Origin of the sequence: Bradyrhizobium sp. 76 (assembly GCF_023073025.1) — a bacterium.
In the GTDB taxonomy this organism is placed as follows: Bacteria; Pseudomonadota; Alphaproteobacteria; order Rhizobiales; family Xanthobacteraceae; genus Bradyrhizobium.
This window is the reverse complement of the sequence record NZ_JADPIS010000093.1, coordinates 1-12,470: the sequence shown is the minus strand read 5'-3', so window position 1 is coordinate 12,470 and position 12,470 is coordinate 1. Positions and strand designations below refer to the sequence as shown.

The 12,470-nt window shown below is 58.7% G+C and carries 8 protein-coding genes; 7 read left to right on the top strand and 1 reads right to left on the bottom strand.

The window, feature by feature from the left end:
* From nodI to IVB48_RS23165, 7 genes are all read left to right on the top strand, one after another.
* Positions 1–915: a nodulation factor ABC transporter ATP-binding protein NodI gene (nodI, locus tag IVB48_RS23195; protein WP_247403284.1), complete on the top strand. Its 915-nt coding sequence runs from the start codon at positions 1–3 to the stop codon at positions 913–915.
* A gap of 3 nt (positions 916–918) precedes the next feature.
* Positions 919–1,707, top strand: a complete 789-nt coding sequence (locus IVB48_RS23190; RefSeq protein WP_247403281.1) for an ABC transporter permease — start codon at positions 919–921, stop codon at positions 1,705–1,707.
* 189 nt (positions 1,708–1,896) lie between these two features.
* Positions 1,897–3,903 carry a carbamoyltransferase gene (locus tag IVB48_RS23185; protein ID WP_247403279.1) on the top strand — a complete coding sequence of 669 codons (2,007 nt, stop codon included), beginning with the start codon at positions 1,897–1,899 and terminating at the stop codon, positions 3,901–3,903.
* A 196-nt stretch (positions 3,904–4,099) separates the two neighbouring features.
* A complete protein-coding gene (locus tag IVB48_RS23180) occupies positions 4,100–5,074 on the top strand; it encodes a nodulation protein NodZ (protein WP_247403277.1) in 975 nt (324 codons plus the stop codon).
* 917 nt (positions 5,075–5,991) lie between these two features.
* Positions 5,992–6,828, top strand: a complete 837-nt coding sequence (locus IVB48_RS23175; RefSeq protein WP_247403275.1) for an SDR family oxidoreductase — start codon at positions 5,992–5,994, stop codon at positions 6,826–6,828.
* A 260-nt stretch (positions 6,829–7,088) separates the two neighbouring features.
* Positions 7,089–8,846 carry a nif-specific transcriptional activator NifA gene (gene nifA, locus IVB48_RS23170; RefSeq protein ID WP_247403272.1) on the top strand — a complete coding sequence of 586 codons (1,758 nt, stop codon included), beginning with the start codon at positions 7,089–7,091 and terminating at the stop codon, positions 8,844–8,846.
* Between the two features lie 408 nt (positions 8,847–9,254).
* On the top strand, positions 9,255–10,121 hold the full coding sequence (locus IVB48_RS23165; RefSeq protein ID WP_247340035.1) for an electron transfer flavoprotein subunit beta/FixA family protein: 867 nt from the start codon (positions 9,255–9,257) through the stop codon (positions 10,119–10,121).
* A 487-nt stretch (positions 10,122–10,608) separates the two neighbouring features.
* Here the strand turns inward: IVB48_RS23165 and IVB48_RS23160 are convergent, their stop codons facing one another.
* Positions 10,609–11,958, bottom strand: coding sequence for an MFS transporter (locus IVB48_RS23160; RefSeq protein ID WP_247403270.1), 1,350 nt, complete (start codon positions 11,956–11,958; stop codon positions 10,609–10,611).
* Positions 11,959–12,470: the final 512 nt, after the last annotated feature.

Here is a 12,470-nt window from a genome sequence, read left to right as displayed (position 1 = left end):
ATGTCAACCGCGGCAGTCGACCTTTTCCAGGTGAGCAAGTTCTACGACGACAGGGTCGTCGTGGACGCTCTTTCGTTTACGGTCTCGCCGGGAGAGTGCTTCGGTCTGCTGGGACCAAACGGCGCGGGTAAAAGCACGCTTGCGCGTTTGATCCTGGGTGCTGCATCGCCCGACGCAGGTAAGATACGCGTGCTCGGCGAGCCAGTGCCGGCGCGGGCGCGCTTGGCGCGCCGGGGGATCGGGGTTGTCCCACAGTTCGATAACCTTGATCTTCAGCTCACGGTGCGCGAAAACTTGCTCGTTTTCGGGCGCTACTTCGCCATGAGCGCGGCTGAGGTGGAAGCGGCCACGCCGTCACTGCTCGAATTCGCACGCCTGCAGAACAAGGCGGACGCGCGAGTCGCCGAACTGTCAGGCGGCATGAAGCGACGCCTGACGTTGGCACGGGCCCTCATTAACGATCCGCAGCTCTTGGTCCTTGATGAGCCGACGACCGGCCTCGATCCGCACGGCCGTCACCTGATTTGGGAACGCTTGCGCTCGTTATTAGGGCGCGGCAAAACGATCCTTCTCACCACCCACTTCATGGAAGAGGCGGAGCGATTGTGCGACCGCCTGTGCGTGCTCGAGCACGGCCGTAAGATCGCCGAAGGTCAGCCTCGCGCGCTGATCGAGCAGCAGATCGGCTGCCAAGTGATTGAGATTTACGGCGGTAACCCGCACGAACTGCTGCCGCTGGTCAGACCCCAAGTGCAGCGCGCTGAGGTGAGCGGGGAGACGCTGTTCTGCTATGTCACGGATCCAGAGCAGGTGCGCCTCCGGCTTGTCAACCGCACGGATCTGCGCTTTCTGCAGCGTCCTCCAAATCTGGAGGATGTGTTCTTGCGGCTAACCGGGCGAGAGATAAAGGACTGAACGATGTGGCAACGTTTTGCGCCGGCGCTCCCTGCTAATCCATGGAACTGGATGGCGGTATGGCGCCGCAATTTTCTGGTCTGGCGGAAAGTTGCTCTGGCATCGGTTCTTGGGAATCTGGCCGAGCCGATGAGCTCTCTGTTCGGTCTCGGTTTTGGCCTTGGAATGATCATAGGTGGTGTTGAGGGCGCCTCATACATCTCGTTTCTGGCGGCTGGAATGGTTGCCACAAGCGCGATGGTCTCCGCAACCTTCGAAACGATCTATGCGGCTTACGCTCGCATGCAGACAAATTGCACCTGGGAGGCAGTGCTCTGTACGCCCCTTACGCTCGGCGACATTGTCCTCGGTGAAGTGGCATGGGCAGCGAGCAAGGCCTTGCTCGCCGGGACCGCGATCACGATTGTGGCCGTCACGCTGGGTTACGCAGAGTGGTCATCCATCCCCTACGCGTTACCAGCCATCGCCCTCACTGGCGTTACTTTCGCGAGCCTCGCAATGGTCGTTTCAGCACTTGCACCGAGCCACGACTATTTCATCTTCTACCAGTCGCTTATTCTTACGCCCATGATGTATTTAAGCGGGACGATCTTCCCAATGAGCCAGTTGCCCGGTTCATTTCAACGCATCGCAGCCTTATTGCCGCTGAGTCATTCGGTCGATCTCATTCGTCCAACAATGCTTGGTAGACCGGTTGACAGCGTCGGATTGCATGTGGGCGCACTTTGCATCTACGCAGCAGTTCCCTTCCTCGTCTCGTCCGTGCTCCTTCGGCGGCGCCTGATGCGGTGAGAGGAATAAGATCTAAAGCGAAGCATCGCGTGTGCGAGATGAGATATCGGGCTTAGCGAACTTCCAATCGCGTGCGACGCTTATATGCGTCTCGTCAGCTAGCGATGCCCGATCGGACCCGCGGGGCCTACTCCCAAAGCAAGCGATACGAATAGGCCAACAGGCCTCTCAGGATTAACGGAGAACAAGATGCTGTGTCTAGGATTGAGTGGCGGCCTCGACAGGGTCTATGAAAACCCCCTTGGGCTACCGGGCACGTTTCTGCACGACGGCGCCGCGGTACTTGTCAAGGACGGGCGCGTGATCGCTGCCGTGGAAGAGGAGCGCCTCAACCGGATCAAACATTCAAACAAGCTCCCGAGCAGTGCGATCGAATACTGTCTTGCAGCCGCGGGTGTGGAGCTTCGCGACGTCGATCGTATTGCGTTCTACGCTACTGAAGCCTATTGCAATGCAATGCTCGAACGGTTGTTCATCTCACAACCGGAAATCTCAATTCCCCTAGATGCGCATCTGCTGCTGCGGCACCTTCTAGCCACGGAGTTCGGTACCCAAGTTAATCCTTCCCGGGTGTCATTCGTAGGCCACCATCAGGCCCACGCCGTGAGCGCTCTGGCGATGTCGGGTTTTGAAGATAGCCTGGTCCTCGCGATCGACGGTTGTGGCGACTTCCTGTCGGGTCTCTTGGCTGTCGGGTCAGGCAGCGAAATGACCGAGCTTATGACGTTTCCAGAGAATAACTCTCTCGGACTGTTCTATCTGGAGACGATCCGATATCTCGGCTACGGCCTGTTCGACGAGTATAAGGTTATGGGACTGGCTCCTTACGGAGATCCCGCACGCTATCGTGAGCTCTTTTCGCAATTCTATGAGCTCTGCGCAAACGGTGGCTACCGCGTTCACCTCGAACGTATCGGCCCAGCATTGCTGCACAATATCGAGGTCCGGCGAAAGGGAATGCCGTTCACGCAACAGCATCGAGATGTGAGCGCATCGTTGCAGGAGGCGCTGGAGCGGATCGTGTTTCACATTCTGCGGCATTACCGTGAGTCGACCGGAATGAAACGGTTGTGCCTGGCTGGCGGGGTGGCCCACAACTGCACGCTGAACGGAAAACTCCTGTATTCAGGCCTGTTCGAAGACATCTTCGTGCAGCCGGCTGCGCATGACGCCGGATGCGCATTGGGCGCGGCATTGATGGTGTCGAACGAGGCCGGGCAGCCTGCGCCCCGCGAGCGACTACAGACGGTTTATTGGGGGCCAGATATCGGCAGCGACGATAGCATCGAAAAGGAACTGAAGGGATGGGCCGGACACCTCGAGTTTGAACGGACCGCTGACGTCGCAACCAGAGCAGCCGAGTGGATGGTTGATGGCGCCGTGATCGGGTGGGTACAGGGCCGATCGGAGTTCGGCCCTCGTGCGCTCGGCAACCGTAGTATTCTTGCGGACCCGAGGCCCGCGGCGAACAAGGACCGGATCAATGCGATGGTCAAGAAGCGCGAGGGTTATCGACCATTTGCGCCATCGGTTCTGGAGGAGGATGCGGGCGCGTTCTTTGAGTTGCCGGATGGTCGCGCAGAATATCCCTTCATGAATTTCGTCGTTCGCGTGCGCGAATCCAAGCGTGCTTTGCTGGGCGCGATCACGCATATCGATGGTACAGCTCGGCTGCAGACGGTTTCCCGCACGAACAATGCCGCCTATTGGGAACTCATCAATGCGTTCAAGAGCCTGACTGGCGTCCCGATTTTGCTTAATACGTCGTTCAACAACAATGCCGAACCGATCGTAGATTCCGTTGCCGATGCGATTACGGCGTTTTTGTCAACCGAGCTGGATGGCCTTGTGATCGGTTCATTCCTCGTCAAGAAGCGGGCAACAACGCTCGAAAGCTGGACTGCACTCGCTGTATCACTGCCGCCCCATGTATCTCTTTACCGGGTTCGCGCTCATGCGGGCCGAGAACGCCAGGAGACAGTCTGCGAGATCCGCATGGGTCACTCCAGCCAGGAGAGCGTGCGCGTCTCGCATGACCTGTTCGACATGCTGATGCAAATTGAGAAGGAAGCTGTTCTTGCCGATCTTCTCGCCAGGGTCACCTCTGATAGGACTAGGCGAGAAGCTCTCGTGAACGAACTGCGCGGGCTCTGGGATCTGCGCCGTATTCGGCTGCATCCGTCACAGACTGCGTGATCGCAAAAGGTGAGCAATGCGGAAGAGGGCTCTTTGGAGGCCTCTCGCATGACCTGCCAAACGCGGTGCCGTGGAGGAGGGTTGCGTTGATCGCCTTGCGTCCAGGTGACCAGCCGTCCACTGGCGTGGATCGGAATCGCAGATGCTAGGTGCGCCACACAAAGCTGATCTTGCACAACGAGAAGGGTTTGATAACTTGACCAAGGAACGCTTTGTTATTTCTCGGAGGCGTACCGGCTTTGGTGACTGCCTCTGGTCACTGGCGTCGGCCTGGTCGTACGCGCAGCGGACCGGGCGGACGCTCGTCGTTGACTGGCGCGGTTCCTGCTACATCGACCGACCGTTCAGCAACGCCTTTCCGGTGTTCTTCGAGCCGGTTGAGGACATCGCTGGGGTACCGGTGATTTGCGATGACCGGATCAACCAGCTCTCGTTTCCCGGACCGTTCTTCCCGCGGTGGTGGAATAGGCCGTCGATCGACTGCATCAATCGTCCGGATGAGCAGATCTTCCGAGAACGTGACGAACTGACCGAGCTGTTCCAGGCGAGAGAAGATGACGAAGCCAACACCATTGTCTGTGACGCCTGCCTGATGTGGCGTTGTGGCGAGGCAGCCGAACGACTGATCTTTCGAAACATCAAGCTCAGGTCTGAGATTCAAGCGCGGATCGACGCCTTGTATGAGGAACATTTTAGCGGCCATAGCATCATTGGCGTTCATGTTCGGCACGGCAATGGCGAAGATATCATGGAGCATGCGCCGTACTGGGCCGATTCGGAGCTCGCCCTTCGTCAGGTTTGCATGGCAATCCGTAAAGCCAAGGCTTTGCCATATCCAAAGCCTGTAAAGGTCTTCCTGTGCACGGACAGTGCACAGGTGCTCGATCGCCTATCGGGTCTGTTTCCCGATGTCTTCGCCGTACCAAAACGTTTCCAGGCCGATCGGGCAGGGCCGTTGCATAGTGCGGAAATGGGAATTGAAGGTGGAGCTTCCGCTCTCATCGACATGTATCTTCTTGCGCGATGCGCTACCGTGATCCGCTTTCCCCCCACCAGCGCCTTCACGCGCTATGCCCGTCTGCTCGTGCCACGGATTATTGAATTCGACCAGAGCAATCCGGAGCGCTTGACCCTGATCGATAATCCATACGAGCATTTCGCGGCTTCCTGAAGCGCCAGAATGTGGGCCTGAACAATGGCGGGCTAGATCATCGGTCTGATACTGCTGGCTTCGAAACGGTCGAGTTTCGCAACGTGTCGCAGGAACGTTGGATGGCGACTTCCGTCCCGCAAGCGACGGCTGACCGGCGCACTACCATGGATGCGGTGCGGTGGGAGGGCGAACGCCTGAGAAGCGTAAGGCCGATGCCAGCGGGGCCGGCGGTCTTGCCCGGCAACACTTCGGGCCCTCCGGTGTAAGTCGAGTCGCGCGGAAAGCTTACAGTTCTGTCATCCTCCAGCCAAGTCCGCCGTCGCTGGCCAGACGGTGAAAAGCACGGCAATGGCGGTCCGGGTCGCCCAGGAAATCTAACGTAACAGACAGTCACGTCAGAATGTCCCAGCAGCAAGGAGGCGCGTCCGGTAGATGGATCGCCTTTGCTGGGCAGGGCTTTCGTTTTCTGGACGACGGCCTTTGTTCATGCTCCGCTCGCGGAGTCCTTTCGGACGGAGGTGTGATGAACCGCGTGGCCGGCGGCCCATCGGTATTGCTCAAGAGCCGTATGTGCGGCCGCGCGTATCCAGGCCGAGAGCAACTTGGACGAACCGGCCATTAAATCCTGATCTCCGCCCGCAGCTAATCTATCTCGTCTAGCGCGCATGACCCACAGACCACTCGTGGAGTGGTGACGCAGTCAGCTCGCCATGGAAACCCCAGCCTCTGGCTCGAAGGCGTAGCGCACGCAGTGGGCGGCACCCGGGAGCTCGACGACAGCCATTGCTGCGGCGTTGCCGGTGTCGCAAAGCAAACAGGCCAGATGTTCGAAACCTGCCATTTGCGACGTAAAAGCGCGCCACCTGTGCCCTGCTTCGCTCTGGCCCGGATCCTGCACCAGGTGCACGAGCGAGGGGAGCGGAAGGGAGTCGCGTGTGAATCTAGGTCTACCAGATGACAACGCGGTCGCAGCTAAATCGTCGGAAACGGACCCTCGTGGTCCAATTCACGCCGATGGAGCGGGCCGTCCGCTGCGTGAGCGGAAGACGCTGGTATTGACCGGGGCATCGCGCGGTATCGGTCGCGCCACGGGAAGATTGTTTTCGGAAGCCGGTTGGCGCATCATTTCTTGCGCGCGCCAACCATTCGACGTGGTGCGCTGCCCATGGGACTCAGAGGGGGATAGCTATATCGAAGTCGACCTGAGCGATCATCGGACGCTACCGCGCGTGATTGCTCAGATAAAGGAGCGCCTTGCCGGCGCACCGCTGCAGGGACTGATAAACAATGCCGGAAACTCACCAAAAACGCCAAACGGTGCCCGGCTCACGTCGCTGGCGACCTCAGTCGATACCTGGATGAGCGTGTTCCACCTGAATCTGGTGGCGCCGATCCTGCTCGCGCAAGGTCTGTTCGATGAGCTAAAAGCGGCTTCAGGCTCGATCGTCAATGTGACTTCGATCGCCGGTGCGCGGGTGCATCCATTTGCAGGCACGGCATATGCCACGTCGAAAGCTGCGCTCGCTTGTCTCACGCGCGAAATGGCGCACGACTACGCCTCACATGGCATTCGCGTCAATGCGATCGCGCCCGGCGAAATCAAGACGGACATTTTGTCGCCTGACACGGAAGCGCATCTTGTGCCAAAGATCCCACTACGCCGGGTGGGTACACCCGAAGAGGTCGCCAAGGTCATTTTCTTCCTATGTTCAGATGCGGCAAGTTATGTCACTGGCGCCGAAGTGCCGATCAATGGCGGGCAACACTTGTGAGTGAATCCGTCCCTGGCGAACCCGGCTAACTGAGCTTTATCGATGGAAGCCATGTTGGCCGGGCGAATCCGCGCAGCGAGTTGGAAAGAATAAAGCGCAAAATCTAGTCACTGTAAGTGCTGCCGGCGTGCCATGAAGAGCCGTCATCTCTCGCCCCCGCCCTGAGAGCTGGATGTCAGATCGAGGCAGGCATGCAACACGAGTCTAACAAGTCCGATCGAGGTGATGGGGAGGACCAAGAAAGGAACGGAGAAGTCACTATGCTGGACAGCGTTTCCCTGCGCGAAACACCAAACTCAACCTCCGGCGCGGCCCCTTCCGCTTCTATTCTGCCATCGCAAGAGAAATCGCTAAGCACGATCTTTGAAATAGCGCACACGCTCACCGCCGTATGCCGGCTCGAAGCCAAGCTGGCGAGCGTCATCGAGCGTCTGCCATCGCTCGTGCAGATGCGGCGCGGCATCGTATGCCTGTTCGAACATGACGGGGTGCCCGAGATCATCGTAGACGGCGGGCGGAGCGAAGGGCGCGACGCGCGTTGCGGGGGGCGCTTGCCGCAAGGAGCAATTGATCAAATTGTGGCGACGGGGCGGCCGCTCATCGTCGAGAACGTAGCGCTGCATTCGATCTTCAGTTCTTCGGACGTCGAGATGCTAGACGCTGCCGGTAACACGTGCGTTGCCTTCATCGGCGTGCCCATAGAGATTGACGAGAAAGTTGTGGGTACGCTGAGCATCGACCGCATCGCAGACAACGAGGCGCATGCGCAGCTCGAGGACGACCTCCGCCTGGTGACGATGGTCGCAAGCCTTCTGGGCCAGACGGCGAAGCTGCATTGCACCTTTGTGCGCGACCGCGGGCGGCTTATGGACGAGGAGTTCGGGCCGCAGAAGCAGCCGTCGTCCGAGCTCAAGCCTCATGGGCGGGAGCGTAAGAAGGTCCAAGTCGAGGGAATTATCGGCGACAGTCCGGCGCTGCGCGCGATGCTTGAGAAGATCGAGCTGATCGCAAAATCGAATAGCACAGTTCTGTTGCGTGGCGAATCGGGTACCGGCAAAGAGCTGGTAGCGAAGGCTATTCACGAGCGTTCAGCGCGCGCCAAACGCCCCTTTATCAAGCTGAATTGCGCAGCCCTCACCGAGACGGTGCTGGAATCCGAATTGTTCGGTCACGAGAAAGGGGCGTTTACGGGCGCATTCAACGCGCGCAAGGGTCGCTTCGAACTCGCGGACAAGGGAACGTTGTTTCTGGATGAGATTGGCGAGATCTCGGCGTCGTTCCAGGCGAAACTCCTGCGCGTGCTTCAGGAGCAGGAGTTTGAGCGGGTGGGCGGCAATCAGACGATCAAAGTCGACGTCCGCGTGATTGCTGCCACGAACAAGAATCTTGAAGAGGCGGTGGCAAGGAAGGAGTTTCGTGCCGATCTCTATTATCGCATTAGCGTGGTTCCTCTGCTACTGCCGCCGCTGCGCGAAAGACGCACTGATATTCCGCTTCTCGCCGCTCGATTCTTGAAGAACTTCAACAATGAGAACGGCCGTGCTCTGGTCTTCGAGTCAAGTGCGATTGACGTTCTTATGAATTGCGGATTTCCCGGGAATGTCCGTGAGCTGGAGAACTGTGTGCAGCGGACCGCGACCCTGGCGCACGGATCGTCGATCGCAAGAGACGATTTTGCCTGCCGGCACGGGCAATGCCTGTCGGCCACGCTATGGAAGTGCGGGCCGGAGCAAGTGGCGCGACAGCCGAGCCCGATAATCTCACTTCCCGCGAGGCTGAGCATGCCGCCGACACAAGCTGTGGCACACGTTCAGCCGGTCGGTAGCGAACTGACGCCGCTAGAGCCACCCGGCCGACCCAACATAGGTGCCGCCAAGGTCACAGATCGCGAGCGCGTAGTCGCAGCGATGGAAAGGTCCGGGTGGGTACAGGCAAAGGCGGCGCGCTTGCTTGGACTGACGCCGCGCCAGATTGGCTATGCCTTGAGAAGGCACCGTATCGAGATCAAGCGCTTCTGAATAAAGAGTCGGCTCGCGTCTCTCTCGATCGCCGGGCGCGGTAGGAGAGCGTGCGCAAGAGGCGGTACTCTGGTCCATGAAGCGGATACGAAACCGATGTGCTCTGCTTGGACGTGGCGGAGCGTAAGCCATCTTTCGCGTCAGCCGCGTGCTGGTCATCGTCTGCTTGCAATGTATTCGCCCTATGAGAAATGATTAGGTGTCGAACCAGCGCAAGATCGCGGCCGGGCCATTTATGGCGCGACTCAGATGAGAGAGATCACGTCCCGCTTTACGCAGCTCGTCGCAGTCCCAACGGTCTCACCGTCAATCGCCAGCCGTTGCATACCTCTCTCATCGGCGAAGTGCCTGGGGTGGTATGACAGTTGCTATTCGTGGGGAGCCTGCTCAACATCTTAGGAGAAGCATATGCACAGCATCGTCTGCATCAAACAGGTCCCCGACTCCGCACAAATCCGCGTGCATCCTGTCACGAATACGATCATGCGGCAGGGCGTGCCGACGATCATCAACCCATATGATCTGTTCGCACTGGAAGCTGCGCTCGAGCTACGAGACAAGTTCGGCGGTGAAATCACTGTTTTGACAATGGGGCCGCCGTCGGCCGAAGAATCTCTCCGAAAGGCGCTGACATTCGGTGCCGATCGTGCTGTCCTGCTCACCGATCGTAGTTTCGCAGGCTCTGATACGCTGGCGACGAGTTACGCTCTGGCGTGCGCGATTCGCAATATCGGGAAGGAATATGGCCCACCAGACGTCATATTCACTGGCAAGCAGACTATCGACGGCGATACGGCGCAGGTGGGACCTGGCATTGCAAAGAGGCTCGGGGTCCAGCAGCTTACGTATGTTTCAACAATCAAAGCGTTGGACTTCAAAGCACGCACGATTGATGTGGAACGGCGCTGCGAAGGAGGAGTCCAAGTGCTGCGTTCCAACCTTCCTTGTCTCATCAGCATGTTAGAGGCAAGCAATCAAATTCGCCGCGGTGCAATGATCGACGCCCTGCGTGCGGCCCGTGCCTCCATCGTAAAATGGAGCGCTCAAACTGCCGGCGTGGATGACATGGCCAAATGCGGTCTGAGGGGGTCGCCGACGGTCGTCAAGCGTGTCTTCGCGCCCTCCGCACGAGCGGAGAAGGCGACGTGGGTGGAAGCGGCCGAGCAGCCGGCGCAAGCGTTGATCGACGCCATGTTCAAGCGCAACCCTACGCTCGAGACGGAGCTCGCGCAGCTTGCGCGCGGTACCTCATCCGCCCAAACTAGCGGTGCGTGAAGTCGCCGCTGATCGAGGCGGAGCCAGCGACGGCCCGGGTCGTGGTCATGCATTGGCCCGACGCTCGGTGCACCAGGCACGGTTCAAGCTTTTCGACCGCTCGCTGAGAATTGGCGAGCTGCGATACACCGGTTCTTCCTATGCGATGTCGAGCCGTATCGGGACGAGCCGTCGCTGATGCTGAGTGAGAATGGCTGAGCACTATCGCAACGCTCGATTCGTTCTGTGGTCGAGCGGCGCGATGATAATGCTCGCACTTTTCGGTTAGGTGAAAAACGAGCAGAGCTCGCGCGAGGGAGATACATCCCTCGCGCGAGCTCCACGTGCGCTGCCATGCAAACTTAACGGGCACGTTTTGAGGCTGCATGAATTCCGCAGTGGCCCGCGGCTCGCCGAGTGGCACGCGGACTACCGAGATCACCGCAAGGACCGCCACGCACCCCGCCCAGTTCAGTCTTGGACGTGAAGGTCCCCCGTGGGCGCGCTGCTAACGTGTGGTAAATTGCGCGCCTACGGCCCGGTTAGACCCCTCGGGTCGCGACAGCCTCGCAACTCTGTTGGTGTTTCCTGGATAAATCCTGAGCGCGGCGATAATGCCGAGCAAAGCTGCAAACATCAACCAGAAACCCGGCGAAGCCTTGTCGTCGGTCCGATCGATCAGCCAAGTCGATGCCAGCGGCGTAAAGGTACCAAAGAGAGCTGCGGCGAGTGCGAAGGCTAAAGAAAAGCAGGTTGTGCGAACGTGCTTCGGCACGATTTCGACCAAAGCGCCCAACATGGCGCCGCTGTAGGTGCCAAAATAGAACGAGAACATCATCTCCACTGCCACCATCTTGCCAAAGCTTGGGTCGGTCACAAGCCAGGACAACGCCGGATATACAGTCACCAAGGCAAGGCCGGCAATGGTCAGCAAGACCGGCTTCCGACCAATTCTATCAGAGATCGCGCCGCCAATTGGGTTCCAGATGAAGTTCGTCACGGCGACCAAAAGCGTCACCAAGAGCGTGTTCTGCGAGGACAGCTGCAATACGTGCTTGCCGAACGTAGGCGTGTACACTGTGACGAAATAGAAGGTCGTGGTCGTCAGCATTGCGATCATCATACCAAGAATGACAATGCGCCAGTTCGCAAGTGTGGAGGCAAAGACCTCGCGGGCCGTTGGGTGGGTCTTCATGACCAGAAACTCCGGAGTTTCCTCCAGCGTCCGGCGCAGGAAGAAGATAAGCGGAACGATCAAGCAGCCAAGGAAGAATGGGATCCGCCAGCCCCAGGCGGCAACCATTTCGGCCGGAAGTGCTTCGCTCAAAAAATATCCGATAAGAGCCGCGACAAAGATCGCAACCTGCTGGCTCGAGGACTGAAACGATGTGTAAAAGCCGCGGTTACCCGGGGTGGCAATCTCGGAGAGGTAGACGGAAACGCCGCCAACCTCAACGCCGGCAGAAAAGCCCTGCAACAGCCGTCCGAACAGCACGATCGCGGGTGCGGCAATGCCGATCGTTGCATAGCCGGGACAAAAGGCGATGATGACGGTGCCAATAGCCATAATCGAAAGCGTGATGATCAGGCCTTGCCGACGGCCAATCTGGTCAATATAGGCTCCAAGCACAATCGCGCCAACAGGTCGCATCAAAGCCCCCAGCCAGAACACACCGAAGGTGTTAAGCAGTGAAGCGGTTTCGCTTCCTGATGGAAAGAACGCGTTTCCGATGGCACTGGCGTAGAACCCGAACAAGAAGAAGTCGAACTGCTCGAGGAAGTTGCCGCTCGTCGCACGTAAGATGGCGCCAATGCGCGGTTTGGCCTTTGACGCTTGCGCGATGGACGCTGGTGACATGGCGAGTTTCCTCTCGGTTTGAAATGGCCGGTTCCGGAGAAAATCTCACGCCAGCCGAGTGCAGTTTCATGGCCGCGAATCTGCCATCAGGGCACTATCGACCAACCCGTAAGCGCCTGACATTTCCGGCATATTTTCGGCAATTGCCGCAAACTCGCACAGTTTTTCGGGCGTTATTCCGCTCGCGTCGCAGGAGTGACTCTCAACCTATTGAAACCTCGGGCAATTCTCGGTGGAAAGGTTGTTGTCTGTGGCGTGGCCGAATTCCTCATTGAGCGCACCGACATGCAATGAAAAGCAAGGACGAGATGCATGGCATACGAGCGGCAGGGAAGAGCTGCCGTGAGATGTCTGCTAGGGTCTGTTGGGATTCAGGATTCTCATCGGGGCTTGGTTGTGATTCAAGCTTGGGGTGGACCGATTCGTTTTGACTGACGCCCAATGGGCGAAGATGGAGCCGCATTGTCTTGGCAAGCCGGGAGATCCGGGCCGCAGCGGCAAGGACAACCGAC

Bases quoted from the DNA above. Each gene is read 5' to 3' on its own strand.
- nodI (WP_247403284.1), top strand. From the start codon at position 1: ATGTCAACCGCGGCAGTCGACCTTTTCCAGGTGAGCAAGTTCTACGAC.
- IVB48_RS23190 (WP_247403281.1), top strand. From the start codon at position 919: ATGTGGCAACGTTTTGCGCCGGCGCTCCCTGCTAATCCATGGAACTGG.
- IVB48_RS23185 (WP_247403279.1), top strand. From the start codon at position 1,897: ATGCTGTGTCTAGGATTGAGTGGCGGCCTCGACAGGGTCTATGAAAAC.
- nifA (WP_247403272.1), top strand. From the start codon at position 7,089: ATGCTGGACAGCGTTTCCCTGCGCGAAACACCAAACTCAACCTCCGGC.
- IVB48_RS23165 (WP_247340035.1), top strand. From the start codon at position 9,255: ATGCACAGCATCGTCTGCATCAAACAGGTCCCCGACTCCGCACAAATC.
- IVB48_RS23160 (WP_247403270.1), bottom strand. From the start codon at position 11,958: ATGTCACCAGCGTCCATCGCGCAAGCGTCAAAGGCCAAACCGCGCATT.